The sequence below is a fragment of the Massilia terrae genome, assembly GCF_024753145.1.
In the GTDB taxonomy this organism is placed as follows: Bacteria; Pseudomonadota; Gammaproteobacteria; order Burkholderiales; family Burkholderiaceae_D; genus Telluria; species Telluria terrae.
The window spans coordinates 904,715-923,066 of record NZ_JANUGU010000001.1; the positions used below are offsets into that span (position 1 = coordinate 904,715).

The window sequence follows — 18,352 nt, forward strand, 5'->3', positions numbered from 1 at the left end:
CAATCGTGTTGTTTTGATCACCAAACTGAGCGTTTTCGAATGAGGGAACCCTGCACATTGCGCGCCTGTTCGCTCATCCCGGTGATTAAAAAGCGCGGTTCGTTGACTGGGGCTGGAGGCGCGCATAGCATCGTGCCGCTATCACAACAATCTGGCCGACGCCGTCCACTTCATGAACCCACGTACCCCCACTTTGGTCCCCGCCGCGCTCGCAGTGCTCCTCGCGTGGTCGTGCGGCGCGGCGCCTGCTGCTGCGCGCGAGGTCTTCAACTTCAACCCGGGCTGGAAGCTGGCGGTGGCCGATCCGGCCCGCGCCGCCGAGGCCAGTTTTGACGACAGCGGCTGGAAAAAGGTCACCCTGCCGCGCGCCTGGAACGAGGACGACGCCTTCAGCAAGGACATCGCCGACCACACGACCGGCATCGCCTGGTACCGCAAGCGTTTCACCTTGCCGGAAGAGGCGCGTGGGCAGAAGGTGTTCATCGAATTCGAAGGCGCGCGCCAGGCGGCCGAGGTGTACGTCAACGGCAAGCGCGCGGCGCTGCACGAGGATGGCGTCACGGCCTTCGGCGTCGATATCAGCGCGCTGCTGGTCCCGGGCGAGAACGTGATCGCGGTCCGCACCGACAACAGCTGGGAATACCGCGAGCAGGCCACCGGCCAGCGCTACCAGTGGGAAGACAAGAACTTCAACGCCAACTATGGCGGCCTGCCGAAGAACGTCAAGCTGCACGTGGCGGACAAGCTGTACCAGACCTTGCCCCTGTATTCGAGCCTGGGCACGACCGGCGTGTACATCTACGCGCGCGACTTCGACATCCGCGGCAAGCGCGCCACCGTCACCGCCGAATCGCAGGTGCGCAACGAATACGACAAGCCGCGCACCTTCAGCTACGAGGTCGAGATCCGCGACGCCGACGGCAAGAAGGTCGCCGGCTTCTCGGCGCCTGCCCAGACGCTGGCGGCAGGAGCGACAGGCACCGTCAAGGCCAGCGCCAAGGTCGGCGGCCTGCACTTCTGGAGCTGGGGCTACGGCTACTTGTACAACGTGGTGACCACGCTGAAGGTCGACGGCAAGCCGGTCGACAGCGTCACCACCCGCACAGGCTTCCGCAAGACCGAATTCGGCCACGGCATGATCAAGCTGAACGACCGCGTGATCCAGGTGCACGGCTATGCCCAGCGCACCACCAACGAATGGCCGGCGATCGGCCAGTCGGTGCCGGCCTGGATGTCCGACTACAGCAACGGCCTCGCGCTGGAGAGTAACGCCAACCTGTTCCGCTGGATGCACATCACGCCGTGGAAGCAGGATGTGGAGTCCTTCGACCGCATCGGCATGATGCAGGCGATGCCGGCCGGCGACTCGGAGGCCGACGTCACCGGCCGCCGCTGGGGCCAGCGCCTCGAGGTGATGCGCGACGAGATCATCTACAACCGCAACAACCCGAGCATCGTGTTCTATGAAAGCGGCAACCGCGGCGTGAGCGAAGAACACATGCGTGACATGAAGGCGATCCGCGACGAGTTCGACCCCTACGGCGGCCGCGCATCGGGCAGCCGCGAGATGCTCGCTTCCGACGTCGCCGAGTATGGCGGCGAAATGTTATACATCAATAAGAGCGCGCGCATCCCGTTCTGGGCCATGGAGTATTCGCGCGACGAAGCCGCGCGCGAGTTCCGCGACAACTGGACCCCGCCCTTCCATAAAGATGGCGACGGGCCGCAGCACAAGGGCGCCGACGCCAGCGTCTACAACCGCAACCAGGACACGCACGCGATCGAGGACGTGCAGCGCTGGTACGACTACTGGCGGGAGCGGCCGGGCACCGGCACCCGCGTCAGCTCGGGCGGCGTGAATATCGTGTTCTCCGACACGAACACCCACCATCGTGGCCTGGACAACTATCGCCGCAGCGGCGAGGTCGACGCCATGCGCATCAAGAAGGACGGCTGGTTCGCGCACCAGGTGGTGTGGGACGGCTGGGTCGACATCGAGCATCCGCGCGCCTACATCATCGGGCACTGGAACTACGCTCCCGGCACGGTCAAGCCGGTGACGGTGGTGTCGAGCGCCGACCGCGTCGACCTGTACCTGAACGGCAAACCGCTCGGCCACGGCCGCCAGCATGAGCGCTTCCTGTTCAGCTTCGACGACGTGGCATGGCAGCCGGGCGAGCTGAAGGCCATCGGCTACAACGCCGCCGGCAAGCAGATTTGCGAGACCTCGGTCGCCACCGCCGGTGCGCCGGCCGCGCTGCGCCTGACCGCGATGACCGCGCCGGGCGGCCTGCATGCCGATGGCGCCGACCTCGCGCTGGTGCAGGTGGAAGTGGTCGACGCCAAGGGGCAGCGCAATCCGGTCGCGATGGACAAGGTGCACTTCGAACTCGATGGTCCGGCCGAGTGGCGCGGCGGTATCGCGCAAGGACCGGACAACTACATCTTGTCGCATGACTTGCCGGTAATCGGCGGCGTGAACCGCGTGCTGGTGCGAAGCGGCGCCGAACCGGGACGCATCGTGCTGCGCGCTACCGCCGAGGGCTATGCGCCGGCGGAGTTGGTGCTGCAATCGGTCTCCGCGCCGTCGAGCGGCGGCTTGTCCACGCACCTGCCGGGCGAAGGACAGCCGCTGCGCCTGGATCGCGGGCCGACGCCGACGACGCCGTCGTTCCACGTGTCGCGCGTCGCAGTGCCGGTCGCATCGGTCGAGGCATCCAGCAACGGTGAGAATGCGGCCAAGTCCTTCGACGACAACGAGACCAGCGTCTGGGCCAGCGCGGCGGGCGACAAGAAACCGGCCATCACCTACAAGCTGGCCGCGCCGGCCACCCTGAGCGAGGTGGTGCTGAAGCTGTCCGGCTGGCGCGAGCGCAGCTACCCGCTGCGGGTCCTCGTCGACGACACCGAAGTATTCAACGGCATGACGCCCAAGAGCCTGGGTTACGTGACGCTGCCGCTCAAGTCGCACAAGGGCAGCAGCGTGCGCATCGAGCTGATTGGCGCCGCCGATGAGAAGAATGCGATCGCGCTGACCGAAGTGGCAAACCAGAAGATTACCGACACCGGCGCGAACCGCACGCCGAAAGGCACGCTGTCGATCGTCGAGGCCGAGTTCTATCGCGTTCCGTAAGTGAGGATCAAGATGTATCAGACCAATCGGCCATGGCGGCTTGCCCTGGCGCTGGCAGCCCTGTTTGCCGCTTCGGCGGCCGACGCCGCGGTGCGGCTGCCGGCGATCATTTCGGACCACCTCGTGCTGCAACGCGCGGACAAGGTGCCGGTGTGGGGATGGGCCGCGCCCAATGAACAAGTCAGCGTGAAGATCGGCACGCAGGAAAAAACGGTGCGCGCCGGCGCGGATGGCAAGTGGTCTGTGCAGCTGGACCTGCGCCGCACATCGGATGCACCGGGGCCGCTGGCAGTGCGCGGGCAGGGCAACGAGATCGTGGTGAACGACGTGCTGGTCGGCGAGGTGTGGCTGGCTTCCGGCCAGTCGAACATGCAGAAGCCGCTCGGCGAACAGCACGGGCAAAAGCCGACCCTGAACAGCGAGGCCGAAATTGCGGCCGCCAACCACCCGGCGATCCGTCTGTTCAAGGTGAGCCGCAACAAGGCGCAGAAGCCGGGCGATGACGTATCCGGCAAGTGGGTCGTGTGCACGCCCGAATCCGTCGAGGCCACCAAGTTCTCGGCGGCGGCTTACTTCTTTGGGCGCCGCCTGAACCAGGAGCTGCATACGCCGGTCGGCCTGATCGATTCTACAGTCGGCGGCACGCGCATCGAACTGTGGACGCCGGTCGAGAATCAGACCGCCGACGCCTGGCCTGCATCGGACTTGTCGATCCTGTACAACGGCATGGTGGCTGGCCTGGCGCCGTTCGGGATCAAGGGCGTGATCTGGTACCAGGGCGAGTCCAACATCATGGACACGGACGACGGCGCCGCCTACGCCGGCAAGATGAAGGCGCTGGTCTCGGGCTGGCGCCAGCACTGGAACGCCAGCTTCCCGTTCTACTACGTGCAGGTCGCGCCCCACCTCTACCATTCCACGCGCCACGACCGGGTGACGGATTCCGATGCCGAACCGCGGCTGTGGGAAGCACAGGCGCAGTCGCTGCGCATTCCTGGCACGGGTATGATTGTCACCACCGACCTCGTCGACGACCTGCGCGACATCCACCCGCGCGACAAGAAGACGGTGGGCGAGCGGCTGGCCAACGTGGCGCTGGTGCAGGCCTACGACCGGCGCGACATCGAAGCCTACGGTCCGGCGTTCAAGTCGATGGCGATTGAAGGCGACAAGGCGATCCTGAGCTTCGCCCACGCCGACGGGCTGGCCGCGCGCGACGGCAAGGCGCTGAGCTGGTTCGACATCGCCGGCGCGGATGGCCGCTATTATTCGGCGAAGGCCAGCATCGAGCAGGGCAAGGTGGTGCTGAGCAGCCCCAAGGTGCCGCATCCGGTGAAGGCGCGGTTTGCATGGGACGAGGCGGCGCAGCCGAATCTGGTCAACAAGGCGGGACTGCCGGGAGTGCCGTTCCGGTCAGAACAGCCTGTACCTGAAGGAGAAAATGAATGAGCGGCCGTCTGGAAGGCAAAGTAGCAATCGTCACCGGCTCGACCATGGGCATCGGCGCCGCCATCGCGCGTCGTTTCGTGGCCGAGGGTGCGCGCGTAGTGATCAACAGCCACCGCGACGACGAACACGCCGCGGCAATGCGCGCGGAGCTGGGCAGCGAAAACAGCATGTTCGAACTGGCCGACGTGTCCGACCGGACCGCCACGCGGCGCCTGGTGGACCGCACCGTGGAGCTCTTCGGAAAGGTCGACATCCTGGTCAATAACGCCGGCATGAACGTGTTTTCCGATCCGCTCCAACTGACGCCGGAAGACTGGCAGCGCTGCATGGCGGTCGACCTCGAAGGCGCCTGGAACATGGCGCTGGCGGCGCTGCCGCGCATGCTGGAACGGAGCGCCGGCAGCATCGTCAACATCGCCTCGGTCCACGGGCACAAGATCATTCCGGGCTGTTTTCCTTACCCGGTGGCCAAGCATGCGCTGATCGGCCTGACTCGCTCCCTGGCGATCGAATACGCGGCGCGCGGCATCCGCGTCAATTCGATCTCGCCGGGTTTAATCATGACGGAGCAGATCAAGGCCTGGCTGGCGAGCTGCCCGGACCCGGAAGCGGAGCGCCAGCGCCAGGCCAATCTGCTGCCGTGCCGCCGCATCGGCGAGCCGGAGGAGGTGGCCTATACCGCGCTGTTCCTCGCCAGCGACGAGGCGCGCTTCATCAATGCCGCTGACATCCTGATCGACGGCGGGCGCAGCCAGCTTTATCATGAGTGATATGAAGACGCTTCGCGTGAAGGCACTCCTTGTGCTGCTGGCTGCTGCGTTTTCTGCCAATGCTGCTCCATTGCCCAAGCCCGACCGCGGCGGTGTGCCTGAATCGAAGCTGTACGATTATGGCGTCATGGGCCCGCCCGCGACGCCGGCGATTGTGTCTGCCGCAAATGCAGGGCTGGCGACTGCATTGCCCGCCGGGCCGTACCAGGCCAACTGGAACTCGATCCGGAAGAACTACCAGCCGCCGGCCTGGTTCGCGGGCGCGAAGTTCGGCATCTTCCTGCACTGGGGCGTGTATGCCGTGCCGGCGTATCACAACGAGTGGTACGAAAAGCACATGTACGACCGCGACCTGGCCTGGCACACGGAGCATTTCGGGCTGCCGGAGAAATTCGGCTACAAGGACTTCATCCCGCAATTCACGGCGGAGAAGTTCGATCCGGACGCGTGGGCCGAACTGTTCCGCCGCGCTGGCGCGCGCCTGGTCATGCCGACCGCGCAGCATCACGATAACTTCGCCCTGTGGGACAGTGCGGTCACTCCGTTCAACGCCAAGCGCATGGGGCCGCACCGTGACCTGATCGGCGATCTTGGTGCTGCGGTGCGCAGGGCAGGCATGCGCTTCGGTGTATCCAACCACGGCGTCGAGAACTTCGCTTTCGTGAATCCGACCGCCCAGGTCGAGGCGCGCCTGCGCGAGCGTCATGCGGACTTGTTCGATCCCGCTTGGGCGGACTTCTACAATGTGGCAGACCGTAGTCCGCTGGCGATGTCGCGCTTCCTGTCCGATTGGCTGGCCCGCAATTTCGAACTGATCGACAAGTACCAGCCCGATCTGCTCTATTTCGACAATGGCGTGAACCTGCGCGTGCTCGACCCGCTGAAGGAGCGCGTGGCGGCCTACTACTACAATCGTGCGAGCGGCTGGGGCAAGCAGGTTTCGATCAGCACCAAGTGGGTGGCCTACGCGCCGGACAACGACGACAGTCATCAGCTTGGGTCCATCATCGACTTCGAGAAGGTCGGCACGCGTTCGCCTTCCGGTATCCGTCCTTCGCCATGGATGGTTGATGACACGATCGGCAGTACCTGGGGCTACACGGCGGGCATGAGGATCTCGTCGGCAGCCTCGATCATCGGCAAGCTGGTAGATACCGTCAGCAAAGGCGGGTTCTATCTGCTGAACATCGCACCAAAGGCTGATGGGATGATTCCGGACGATCAGCAGCGGGTTCTGCTCGGGGTTGGCGCTTGGCTGCAGCGGTATGGCGACGCCATCTACGACACGCATCCGTGGACGCGCTTCGGTGACGGTGACTGGCGCTTCACGGTCAAGGGCGAGGCGCTGTATGCGATCGGCAAAGCGGGCGGTGACAATACGCTTGCCTCGTTGACGCCGGCGGTCGGCAATGTGACCAAGGTCGAAGTGGTCGGTGGCGAATCAGTCGCGTTCAGCCAAGATGCCGCAGGCTTGCACCTCCAGCTACTTCCGACCTCAGGCGCGCCGTTGCCAGTCGCCTTGAAGATCTCCGGACTGCAACCGCGGTAACGCACGCGTGCGCGGGGACCACGGCTTCAAGTTAACCACTAACGCAAACGCGTCGACCCGGCGAAGGCCGGGGCTCATGCTGAGTTTGCGGTCCCCAGAAGAAATTAAAGAGAGAACGTCGTCCTCGCGAAAGCGGGGACCCCATTTTGCGAGCGCTGCGACTGCTCGCGCAAAATAGGGCTCCACGCGTGCGCGGGAACGACGGTCTCCCTGATTACTTCTTCTGCGCTTTGCGCTTGTCGTCCATTCCTGCTTCGTCCACGTCCGCACTGGTCGAACGCGAGCGCTTGTATTCCAGTTCCCCTGCTTCGTCAGGCAGCTTCGGTCCCGTGTACAGCACGGCCACATCCGCCAGCGCACTCGCGCGATCCAGCCCGAAGCCGGACAGTGCGGTCAGCTTCAGGTAACGCGCGCTGACTCCCTGGTCGAACACGATCCGCTGCGGATCAAAGGTCGAGCCAAGCGTCGCGCGCTTTACGTCGCGCCAGGCTTGGCCGTCATCGCTGACCTGCACCAGCCATTCGCGCACATCGCCTTCATGGTCGCGATGGTTCTGGCGCGGCATCAGCACCAAGCCATTGAATGGCACCGACTCCGGGAAGGTAATGGTCAGCTCGGGCTGTGGCCGCGGGATATCGGCGCGCACGCTCACCAGCGAATAGGTATTCGGATCGCCGTCGATCGCGTTGCCTGCGTCCGGCCAGCCGCTCGCCTTGGCGCCCAGTTTTTTCATCACGCGGGTGTCGAACAGGGTCGCGCGCAGGTCGGCGGCAGCGAGTTCGGTCTTCGGCTGGAACCCAGCGCTGGCCATGTAGTCGAGCACCGATTTGCGCAGCTGGCGCGCCACCACGCGCTCGTCCAGTTTCGATTCGAGGTCGGCGGTGGACACCACCAGCTTGCCCTTGCCGACCCGCGCCTCGAACAGCACGCCGAGCTTGTAGTTGCGGTTCCAGTCGTCGATTGGTTGCACAATCGGCTGCAGGCCGCGCGGCAGGCGCTCCAGGTTCATCGCGCGCGCATTGGCCACCAGTTCGGTCCACTGCCAGTCGAAGTAGTCGTCGGTCGGGAATTCGGCCAGCGCGGGATGGCGCTTGTCGATCCACAGGCCGAGCATGCGGCTCCAGCCCGGATTCATCAGGCGGTTCCAGAACACCGGCACGTCGGCCAGCTGCGGCGAGGTCCAGTCCAGGTCCGCCTTGCGCGGCATGTACAGCACATTGGCTCCGGCCGCGAGGCGTTCCTCGGCCTCGTCCCACGAATGCGTGACCACCACCTGCGGAGGCGCTGCGCTTGCTTCTTCGGCCGGGTACAGCCAGAAGTTCCAGTCATTCGCGACCTTGGTGCCGGCCAGGCCGACCACCAGCTTGTAGTGCCCCGGCGCGGGCAGGGCGGCGAGGCTGGCGTTGATATGGCCCAGCGCCGTGTTATGCCCGATCGGGATCGTGGTGGCGGCGAAGCGTCCTTCGGCAACCGGCTTGCCTTTGGTGTCCAGCACCTGCCAGTATGGCTGCGCGTTGGCCAGCGGCTTTTCGCCGTAGTGGGCGATCTCCACTGGCACGTCGAGCGTGTCGCGCGTGGTCAGCACCAGCTTGGTCAGGCGCGCCAGCGGCACGGTCTCGCCGTTATAGCGCCGGAACTCGTCGGCGGTCGCGTAGCCCTTCGACTCCCAGAAGGTGTCGAGAATGCCGACCAAGGCGGTGCCCTGGCCGAGGTAGTCGTGCAGGTCCAGCAGCTGGTAGCCGGACAGGCCGCGTGTGCGCAGCGCCGCCTCGATCTCCTCCTTGTAAGCCTCGAGCTGGTAGCGGCCGGACGCGTAGGCGAAGTCCTTGTTCTTGTCGAGCACACCGTGCGAGCGGGCCGAGTCGCGGAAGATCTCGTAATTCCCCGGTCGCAGGTAGCCCTTGAATTTGTCGATCACCGAAAAATCGGGATAGGAAATCCACTGGCCCACTTCATGCGACAGCACCGGAACCGTGATGCCGGCGAGCGAATCGCTGTAGTCGCGCCCGAACCAGCCGGTCTTGTTGCGCAGGGGCGCGGGGCCAATGCGCTGGATCGCGAGGTAGTCAGCGCCCTTGTCGACGTCCGGCACCACCTTTTCGGTGTGGCCGGTGCCGTTGGTATAGATGCGGCGTGGGTCGACTAAGCGGAAGTGCGCGATCCATTTGTCGAACACCGGCTTCCAGTTCCCGGACGGCTCATTGCTCGGACTTAGCATCATGAACGAGGGGTGGTTGCCATAGGCGCGGATCAGGCGCTCGGTTTCCTGGTACAGGCGCGCCTCCATCGGCGAACCTGGCGCGAAGCTGTTCCACATGCCCGGTTCCGGCTGCAGGTAGACGCCCACTTCGTCGGCGGCCTGGAACGCCGCTTCCGGCGGCGTGAAGGAGTGGAAGCGCATGTGGTTGATGCCCCATGCCTTGTTAATCTTGAAGATCTTCTTCCAGTAGGCGACGTCGGTCGGCGGGTAGCCGGTCAGCGGGAAATCGCCGCCGTGGTGGGTGCCGCGCATGAATACCGGGCGGCCGTTGACGAGGATGTCGGCGCCTTTCGTGCTGATCTGGGCGAAGCCGAAGGACACCGAACGCGCGTCTCCCGCGCCGGCGCCGGCGAGCTTCAGGCGCAGGGTTTGGAGCACCGGATGCCATTCGTCCCAGTTTGCCGCGTTCTTGGGGTACTGGACCTGGAACTCGGTGCTGCCGCCTTTTTCTGTCCAGGTGACCGGGAAGTCATGGCCATTGGCGCTGACCGTGCCCTGGCCGGCCTTGCCGCCTGCGTTGCCGATCGCAAGGCGCACGCGCACCGTCTTGTGCTCGACGTCCGGGAAGACCTGCACGTCGTCGATGTAGACCGGCGTGGTCGCCCGCAGTTCGACCTTGCCGATGATGCCGTTCCAGCTCATTCCCAGCGAATCCGACACACTGTGCGCATCCGGCCGGTACTTCATCAGCATGCGGTTATCGACCCGGACCGATACCCGGTGCCGCCCCGGAGCGAGCAGGCCGAGGTCGACCTCGTGCGGCGCAACCAGGCTGTCGTCGGCGCCGGCTTCACGGCCGTCGACCCAAATGGTGGAGGCCCAGCGCGGCCGCTCGAGATACAGCGATACGTGCTTGCCCTTCCAGTTGGCCGGCACCTCGATGTCGCGCTGGTACCATGCCACGCCGAGATAGTGACGCGGCGGCTGCGACAGGAAGGGCACCTTGACCTGGCCCGGCTTCGTGTAGGCCTTGTAGTCCTCGCGCAGATTCCAGTTGCGGTCGTACAGCGACAGCACCCATGGCGTGTCGGCCCGGATTTCGTCGCCGTAGCCTTGGGCGTTGAGGATGCCGGGCAGGCGGATATGGTCGGCCAGCGCGCTGTCGTACCAGTGTTTGGTCAGGCCCTGGTCGTCGCGGTCCAGCGCGAAGCGCCAGGTGCCGGACAGGTCGCGCACTTCGGCCGCGTGCAGCGGCAGCGCGCAGGCGAGCAGGGTGAGCGCGGCGAAGCGCAGGGCGGGGCGGGTCATGGTTGTCATTCGCATATCGTCGATTGGAAGCGCGCGGGTGAGCGCAGCATAAGCTACTGCGCGCCTCCTGTGCCGCCTGGCGCAATCAACAATTTGACCTTTTGCGACTGCGATGGACACTGGACCGAAGCCCTGTGTACGATTCGTGTGAAAAAATCATAGGATCCAAGCGATGCTGCGTACCCTCCTGTTCCTGACCTGCCTGCTGGCCGGCGCCGCCAATGCCGCGCCGCTGGTCCATGCTGCTCCCGCCCTCGGCGACTTCGCGCTGGCCACCCGCGCCGGCGCTGCGCGCATCGTCTACTCGTCGTCCGATGCGGCCGTGGTTGGCCACGCCGCACGCGACCTGGCGGCGGACATTGAACGCGTTACAGGGCAGCGGCCTGCATTGGGATCCGCAGCGGAAGGCGCGCCGGCGGTGCTGGTCGGGACCCTCGGCACCAGCGCGGTGGCCGATGCGCTGGCGGCGTCCGGCAAGGTGGACGTAGCCAAGCTGCGCGGCGCCTGGGAAAGCTTCGTCATCGCCACCGTCGAGCATCCGCTGCCGGGTGTGCCGCGCGCGCTGGCGATCATCGGGAGCGACCCGCGCGGCACAGCTTACGGCGTGTACGAGTTGTCGCAGGCCATCGGTGTCTCGCCCTGGTACTGGTGGGCGGACGTGGCGCCCGCGCACAAGGATGCGTTGTACGTCGCTGCCGGAACCCGGCGCTTCGGACCGCCCTCGGTCAAGTACCGCGGCATTTTCATCAACGACGAGGACTGGGGCTTGCAGCAATGGGCCGCGCGCACGCTCGAACCTGGGCACGGCGGCATCGGACCGAAAACCTACGAAAAAATGTTCGAGCTGCTGCTTCGCCTGAAGGCCAATACCTTGTGGCCCGCGATGCATCCGGGGACGCCGCCATTCAACAGCTTCCCCGAGAACGCGCGTCTGGCGAACGAGTACGCCATCGTGATGGGTTCCTCGCACGCGGAGCCCATGCTGCGCAATAACGTCGGCGAGTGGAAGGACGACCCGCACGCCTACAACTACCAGACCAATCGCGACGGTGTGCTCAAGTACTGGGAGGACCGCGTCGCCGCCAATGGCCGCTACGAGAACATCTACACGATCGGCATGCGCGGCATCCACGACTCAGCAATGCAGGGGCCGAAGTCGGACAGCGAACGCGCACGGCTTCTGGAGAATATCTTCGACGACCAGCGCGCGCTGCTCGCAAAGTACGTGAATCGGCATCCGGAGCAGGTGCCGCAAGTGTTCGTGCCCTACAAAGAGGTGCTGGGCCAGTATCGCAACGGCCTGAAGGTCCCGGACGACGTGACGGTCATGTGGACCGACGATAATTTCGGCTACCTCCGGAACTTCACCACGCCGGCGGAACGCGCGCGCGCGGGCGGGTTTGGCGTCTACTACCATCTGTCCTACCTTGGCGCGCCGCTGTCGTACATCTGGCTCAGCACCACGCCGCCGGCGCTGGTGTGGGAAGAGATGACCCGCGCCTACGACACCGGCGCCCAGCGCATCTGGATCGCCAACGTTGGCGACCTCAAGCCGGCGGAGATCGACACCGAGTTCTTCCTGCGGCTGGCATGGGACGTCAAGCAGTGGAATGCACAGGACCTGCCGCGTTTCCTGGTCGAATGGGCCGCGCGCGAATTCGGGCCGGAACACGCGCACGAGATCGCGGCCATCATGGATGACTACCACCGACTCAATTTCGACCGTCGTCCGGAGCACCTGCAGTGGTGGCTGCCGAAGCAGCCGCCGCGGCGCAGCACGCTTGGCGACGAGGAGGCAAGCAAGCGCCTGCAGGCGTTCCGGCAGCTGCGCGAACGGGTCGAGGCGCTTCAAGCGAAGATCGCGGAGCGCAGCCAGGACGCGTGGTTCGAGCTGGTGGCCTATCCGGTCACGGCCAGCGCGTTGGCCAACGAGCGCTTCTTCGAGGGTGAGCGCGGCAACCAGGCCGCCGCGCTGGCGGCCGACGCCAGGCTGGACAAGCTGACTGCCTGGTACAACGATGGCCTGGCTGGCGGCAAGTGGCGTCACATCATGTCGCAGGAACCAGCGGACCGCCAGTGGCCGTCGCTGCGCCTGTCGAAGTGGACGATGCCATCTTATCCGCCACGCGCGGAGACGCCGCCGGCCCCGCGGCTCGTCATCGAGGCTGCGCAGTTCGACTGCCAGCGCGCCGGTGCCGCCGCCTCGTGGGAGGTGATCCCGGGGCTGGGCCACGGCGAGCAGGGCGCGGTGGCGCTCGCGCCTGCGAGCAGCATGCCGGTTTCGGCCGCACATATTGCGGTCGACGCGGCGCGACTGGACTACCACGTGAAGCTGCCTTTCGTCGGCGACCTGCCGCTGGAGGTGCATCTTATCCCGACCCATGGCGATGGCGCGACGCTGCGCCTCGCGGTCGCCATCGACGACGGTGCGCCGCAAGTATTGACGCTGCCGGTCAACGACGGCCGTCCGGACTGGGCACAGGGGGTGCTGGATAACGAGCGCGTCGTTAAAATGTCGCTCTCCATCCACACAGTGGGCGAGCACACGATCAGCGTCTACGGCACCGATCCCGGTGTCGTCATCGACCGGATTGTCCTCGATGGCGCGGCCGTCCGCGTGGCTTCGCGCGGGTCACGGTGAGTGCTCAGTCGCTTGATTGTTTAGGTGATTGTCGTTTCTTTACACGTTCCCGCGTTAAGGTTGCGTCGTTTGGTATAGATAATTCACTTATAAAACGTATGTATATTGCCGCTCCTGGAACCAGCCCGAAGCTTAAATTCCTATCCGCCCTGATCGTGGGTTGTTTCGCAGCGCAGCCGCTGTTCGCCCAGACCACCGACAGCGCCAAGCCTGCAACAGTCCATCCGGTACGTCCGCCACAGGATGCAAAGTCCGACCAGAAGGCCGCGACCACTCCCGCGAAAACAGGCGATGCAGCCAAATCGACGACCACTTCGACCGCGCAGGAGCCGCAGGCCGGCAGCGAGGACATGGCGACCATCGAGGTGGTCGCATCGCGCCCGACCAACAAGGTCGATCGCGACGTGTACGACCTGAAGAACGACATCAGCATCAGCAACGCGTCGGCAGCGGACGTTTTGAACAACGTGCCATCGGTGACGGTGGACCAGGACGGCAACATCCAGTTGCGTGGTAACTCGAACGTGCAGGTCATGGTCAACGGGAAGCGTGACGCGCAGTTCCAGGGCCAGAACCGCGGCGACGCGCTCAACGCATTCCCGGCCGAAGCCATCGAATCGATCGAGGTGATCAACGTGCCGGGAGCGGAGTTCGGCAACGAGGGCGGCAGCGGCCCGATCATCAACCTGGTCCTCAAGCGCAACCGCAAGCCAGGCACGCGCGCCAACCTCTCGGCCAACAAGGGCAGCAACGCGCGCGAGAACGGCTTTCTCAACGGTGAACACGCGGAGGGCCCGTACTCGATCAGCGGGAATATCGGCGTGCGCAAGGATCTGAATACCGGCAGCCGCAATTCGCAGCGCGAATATCTCGATCCGCAGACCGGCGACGTGATCGGCGGCTCGAATTCCTCCACGCAGAACCGCGCGCCGCGCCATTCGGTGACCATGGCTTCGACCTTCACCTACAACGTAGGCGAACGTGACCAGGCCGGCGCCACTGCGAGCTATTCGAAGTTCAATGCGCAGAACGACAGCACCGGCAACACCTATCGCTACGGCCTGAACCAGGTCGCGACCGCCGATTACACCAGCCACTCGCATAGCGATTCGCCGTCCGAGAACTTCGGCCTTGGCGCCTCCTATTCGCACAAGAGCGGGGAGCCGGGCGAGGAGTTCAAGTTCGACCTGCGATACACCGGGCAGAGCAACCCGAGCGACCAGAGCGTGTTCTATGACTATCGGCTTGCCCCGGCTCGCATCGTCAACGACAACCAGCGTGACAACGGCCGCCGCACCCGCATCCTTGACATCAGCACCGATTACCAGCGCGTCGTGTTCGACACCTGGCAGCTGAAGGCAGGCGGGAAGGTCGCGCAGACCAAGGGCAGCAATTCGACGTTCTACAGCGCGCTCAATCCACTGACCGGGAATTACGAGCCGGTTCCTGGACGCACCAGCGACTTCGAATCGAACGACCGCAACGCAGCGCTCTACACCACGCTCAGCACCAAGTTCGGCGCGCTGTCGCTGCTGGGTGGCCTGCGTGCCGAGTACACGACGCTCGACGTGCGCCAGCCGCTGCTGAACGAAGAAGACAAGTACAGCTACATGAACTGGCTGCCGAGCTTCTACGCCACGTATGACCTGAGCGACACCGGCATGCTTCAGTTGCGCACCAGCCGCCGTATCTCGCGGCCGAACGAGCGCAACCTGAATCCCAACCTGGTGTACCTCAACGACTACAACGCCACCCAAGGCAACCCGAACCTGGAGCCGGTCAATAACGACCTGTACGAGCTGGCTTACCGCGACCGCTTCTTCGACGTGGATTCCAGCTTCACCCTGTTCGAGCGCCGCGAATCGCCGGTGGTGTCGTGGCGCAGCTACCCGCTCGCCAGCGATCCGGACGTGATCGTGACCTCGCCGGTCAATTTCGGCACCCACGATTCGCGTGGTGTGGAGCTGGCGTTCAATGTGAAGCAGCTGTTCCTGGAGGGCCTGTCGGCCAACTTCAGCACGACCATCAGCAATGACAAGCAACTGCGGCTGTTTAACTTCAACTTCGACCAGCAGGTCGAACAGACCATCCACCGCGAGAGCGCGAAGGTGCGCCTGGCCTACCAGATCGGCGTGGATTCGCTGCAGCTGATGGTCAACCACAATGGTCCGACGCTGGCCGGGCAGGGCGTCAACAAGGCGTTCACCATGACGCAGTTCTCATGGCAGCATCGCCTGTCGCCGCAGATGACGCTTAACTTCAACGTTCAGAACGTGTTCAACGTGGGCGGCATGCAGAGCTTCACCGAAAACGAGGTGCTGCGCGTATTCAGCGAGCGTAGCAAGCAGCCGCGCACCTTCAACATCGGCCTGCGCTACCAGTGGGGCGGCGTGACGGGCGACCAGCGTATCCGCAATGGCGGACGCCGGGGCGACATGTTCGACGGCCCGCGCGGCGATCGTGGTGGGCGCAAGGGTGGCTTCGGCGGCGGTCCGGGTGGCCCGGGCGGTGGTGGATTTGGCGGCGGCCCCGGTGGCGGTGGAGGCGGGCCGGGCTTCGATTAAAAAGCGTTAGCTCAAAACCCGTCGTCCCCGCGCACTTCGCGGGGACGGCGTTGTTTTATTTTGCGGTCGGTTTGAGGATGGCCTCGGCCTTGGCCTTTTCCTGAGCGGTGAGTGTGGGACCGACCGATTTCAGCGCGTCCTTGGCGGTAGCGATGCCCGAAGCGCTCGCAAGGCTCAGCCAGACGTAGGCGCCAACGCGGTCGCGCGGGCCGCCTTCGCCGTTGGCTTCCATCGCGCCGAGGCTCATCATCGCATCCGGCTGGCCCTGGCGCGCGGCGGCATCGAACAGCTTGCGTGCGGTGGCCTGGTCTTTCGGCACGCCTTCACCGGTGTAGAAGTAGGTGGCCAGCGCGAACTGGGCGTCGCGGTTGCCCCTCAGCGCAGCGTCCTTGTAGTACACGGTGGCCTTCTTCTCGTCGGTGGGCACGCCTTCGCCCAGGTCGTACATGCGGCCCGCGGCGAACATCGCGCCGGGGTGGCCAGCCTTGGCGGCGGCTGCGAAATAGGCGCCGGCCATCTTCAGGTCGCGTGGCACGCCGTCGTCGCCGTTGTAGTACAGCTTGCCCGCGTTGTACAGGGCCGGCACATAGCCTTTTTCGCCCGCGTCCTTGTAGTAGCCGAGCGCCTTGGACGGATTGCGTGCGCCAAGGTAGCCGTTCTGCCAGCCCTGGCCGAGCATGTTCAGCGCCGGCACGAAGCCGAAGTCCGCGGCGCGCTCGTAATAGTGCGCGGCCTCCTTCGGATCCTTGGCGGTGCCGACGCCGTGCTCGTAGATTCGCGCCAGCATGAACGCGGCCTCGATCTTGTCGTTCATCGCGAACGGCTGCCTCGGGTTGTACGGCATGCGCTCGCGCGTCGGGTCGAAGCGGCCGTCGGCGACTTCCTTGAGCCACTTGATTGCACGCTGAGGATCCTTGGCGGTGCCCATCCCGTACAGATTCATTTTGGCCAGCATCAGCCCGGCCTCGTCGTAGCCGATCTTGCTCCACGCCGTGTTAAACAGGGTGAAGGCGCGCGCATAGTCCTTGTTGTCGAAAGCCTCGAATGCGAGGGCCAGCGATTTGTCCTTGCGGAGGATTGCGTTTTGTCCGGCGGCGAAGCGGCGATCCGCCATGCCGCAGTACACGCGGGCGTTACCGTCCACCGCGTCGACCTGGGGCAAGCTGTCGAGCGAAGTCGGATTGGGCATGTTCGACACGTCGCCGTAGGGCGCCACGTCTGAAAAGCGATCGATGTCGTTGGAATAGGTGTCGTCCATGCCGAAGTCGCGCAGGTAGGCCTGCGCCACGTCTTCCTCGGCGGCGCTGGGCGTGCCCATGAAACCGCACGACGATGCATAGTGGTGCGACAGGACCTTGCTCTTCGCCGCGTCGACCATGCCGGCGCTGCCGGTCGGGTCGCGCTGGCCCCTGACCACCACCGTGCCGCTTGGCGGCGCCGGATTCGTCTGGGCTGTGGCGGTCTGCAGCAGCACCAGCAGGGCGGGGCCGGCCAGCAGCCGCAGGGTAAATCCAGGCTTCTTGCGCATCGAGTATCTCCTGTACCGAATGTGATTAGGGGTCTCCAGTCCAGTGTAACGGATGGGTGGCTGATCGGCTGACATAATCCTCGCTCAAGATGGTGATTCTTTCGCTGCCGGCTGCCCGTCGGTACAGGCTTCTCGCCTAGAATCGGGCGCGTCTAGCGAGAGGTAAAAAAATGAAAAAGTGCCTGATTGGGCTGATGCTGGCGATGGGCTGCGCGTGGTCGGCGGCCGAACCGCATATCGCGGCCAAGCCGCTGTTCCGCGACCCCGTGTACGACGGCGCGGCCGACCCGGTCGTGGTCTACAACCAGGAGCGCGGGCGCTGGTGGATGTTCTACACGAACCGGCGCGCCAACAAGACTGACCTTCCCGGCGTGACCTGGGTGCACGGCACCCGCATCGGCATCGCCGAATCGGCCGACGGCGGCGCGAACTGGAAGTACGTCGGCACCGCCGACATCGAGCTGCCGGCTGACGATGGCGGCGACGATGCGACTCATTGGGCGCCGGACGTGGTGCGCGCCGACGATGGCACGTATCACATGTTCCTGACGGTGGTGCCGGGCGTGTTCACCGACTGGAAGCATCCACGCCGCATAGTGCACCTGACCAGCACCGACTTGCGGACCTGGCGCAACGCCGCACCGATCAAGCTGGCGGGAGACAAATTGATCGACGCGTCGCTCGCGCGCCTGCCCGATGGCAGCTGGCGCATGTGGTACGACAACGAGCTCGATCACAAGTACATCTACTACGCCGACAGCCCCGACCTGAAGCACTGGACCGATCGCGGGCTGGCGGTGGCCCAGCGCGGCGAGGGTCCCAAGGTATTCAATTGGCGCGGCCAGTGGTGGCTGATCGAGGATCTGTGGCACGGGCTGGGCGTATTCCGCTCGCCCGATGCCTTGCATTGGACGCGCCAGCCGGATACTCTGCTGGAGCAGCCCGGCAAGGGACCAAACGACGGCGTCATGGGAGGCCATCCGGACGTGGTGGTGAGCGGCGACCGCGCCTTCCTTTTTTATTTCACCCATCCGGGGCGGACCGGCCCCGATGCGAAAAAGGACGGCCCGCAGCAACGCCGCAGCACGATCCAGGTGACCGAGCTCACCTTGGCCGACGGCTGGCTCCACGCTGACCGCGACAAACCCGTAGACATTCGCTTGTCTGCAGACGGCAAATGAAAGGCTCGCGCATGACTGGTCTTGCATCC

General features: G+C 64.9%; 9 protein-coding genes. 7 read left to right on the forward strand and 2 right to left on the reverse strand.

The genetic code is table 11. From position 1 onward, the window contains the following. Window positions 1-172: 172 nt before the first annotated feature. The 4 genes from NX778_RS03955 to NX778_RS03970 are packed head-to-tail and all read left to right on the forward strand — an operon-like array spanning window position 173 to window position 6,901. On the forward strand, window positions 173-3,133 hold the full coding sequence (locus tag NX778_RS03955; RefSeq protein WP_258810369.1) for a glycoside hydrolase family 2 protein: 2,961 nt from the start codon (window positions 173-175) through the stop codon (window positions 3,131-3,133). A 12-nt stretch (window positions 3,134-3,145) separates the two neighbouring features. Then, window positions 3,146-4,582: a sialate O-acetylesterase gene (locus NX778_RS03960; RefSeq protein WP_258810370.1), complete on the forward strand. Its 1,437-nt coding sequence runs from the start codon at window positions 3,146-3,148 to the stop codon at window positions 4,580-4,582. Further along, entirely contained in the window at window positions 4,579-5,352 is a 774-nt protein-coding gene (locus NX778_RS03965; protein ID WP_258810371.1) for an SDR family oxidoreductase, read from the forward strand. The genes NX778_RS03960 and NX778_RS03965 overlap by 4 nt, the downstream gene beginning before the upstream one ends. 1 nt (window position 5,353) lies before the next feature. Next, window positions 5,354-6,901, forward strand: a complete 1,548-nt coding sequence (locus tag NX778_RS03970; RefSeq protein ID WP_258810372.1) for an alpha-L-fucosidase — start codon at window positions 5,354-5,356, stop codon at window positions 6,899-6,901. 214 nt (window positions 6,902-7,115) lie between these two features. Here NX778_RS03970 and NX778_RS03975 read toward each other — a convergent pair whose 3' ends face one another. Then, a complete protein-coding gene (locus NX778_RS03975; protein ID WP_258810373.1) occupies window positions 7,116-10,418 on the reverse strand; it encodes a DUF8487 domain-containing protein in 3,303 nt (1,100 codons plus the stop codon). Window positions 10,419-10,581: 163 nt separating this feature from the next. Between NX778_RS03975 and NX778_RS03980 the strand changes: the two genes are divergently transcribed. Together NX778_RS03980 and NX778_RS03985 are read left to right on the forward strand one after the other, a co-directional pair. After that, entirely contained in the window at window positions 10,582-13,050 is a 2,469-nt protein-coding gene (locus NX778_RS03980) for a glycosyl hydrolase 115 family protein (protein ID WP_258810374.1), read from the forward strand. A 155-nt stretch (window positions 13,051-13,205) separates the two neighbouring features. Then, on the forward strand, window positions 13,206-15,614 hold the full coding sequence (locus tag NX778_RS03985) for a TonB-dependent receptor domain-containing protein (RefSeq protein WP_258810375.1): 2,409 nt from the start codon (window positions 13,206-13,208) through the stop codon (window positions 15,612-15,614). Window positions 15,615-15,669: 55 nt separating this feature from the next. On the opposite strand, the gene NX778_RS03990 is transcribed toward NX778_RS03985, so the two are convergent. Further along, window positions 15,670-17,142 (reverse strand): tetratricopeptide repeat protein, encoded by a 1,473-nt coding sequence (locus tag NX778_RS03990; protein WP_258810376.1) that lies wholly within the window; start codon window positions 17,140-17,142, stop codon window positions 15,670-15,672. A gap of 170 nt (window positions 17,143-17,312) precedes the next feature. On the opposite strand from NX778_RS03990, the gene NX778_RS03995 reads away from it, so the two are divergent. Then, window positions 17,313-18,323 (forward strand): glycoside hydrolase family protein, encoded by a 1,011-nt coding sequence (locus NX778_RS03995; RefSeq protein ID WP_258810377.1) that lies wholly within the window; start codon window positions 17,313-17,315, stop codon window positions 18,321-18,323. Window positions 18,324-18,352: the final 29 nt, after the last annotated feature.

Excerpts from the sequence above, each read along its gene's own strand:
- NX778_RS03955 (WP_258810369.1), top strand. The coding sequence starts at position 173 with ATGAACCCACGTACCCCCACTTTGGTCCCCGCCGCGCTCGCAGTGCTC.
- NX778_RS03960 (WP_258810370.1), top strand. The coding sequence starts at position 3,146 with ATGTATCAGACCAATCGGCCATGGCGGCTTGCCCTGGCGCTGGCAGCC.
- NX778_RS03965 (WP_258810371.1), top strand. The coding sequence starts at position 4,579 with ATGAGCGGCCGTCTGGAAGGCAAAGTAGCAATCGTCACCGGCTCGACC.
- NX778_RS03970 (WP_258810372.1), top strand. The coding sequence starts at position 5,354 with ATGAAGACGCTTCGCGTGAAGGCACTCCTTGTGCTGCTGGCTGCTGCG.
- NX778_RS03975 (WP_258810373.1), bottom strand. The coding sequence starts at position 10,418 with ATGACAACCATGACCCGCCCCGCCCTGCGCTTCGCCGCGCTCACCCTG.
- NX778_RS03980 (WP_258810374.1), top strand. The coding sequence starts at position 10,582 with ATGCTGCGTACCCTCCTGTTCCTGACCTGCCTGCTGGCCGGCGCCGCC.
- NX778_RS03990 (WP_258810376.1), bottom strand. The coding sequence starts at position 17,142 with ATGCGCAAGAAGCCTGGATTTACCCTGCGGCTGCTGGCCGGCCCCGCC.
- NX778_RS03995 (WP_258810377.1), top strand. The coding sequence starts at position 17,313 with ATGAAAAAGTGCCTGATTGGGCTGATGCTGGCGATGGGCTGCGCGTGG.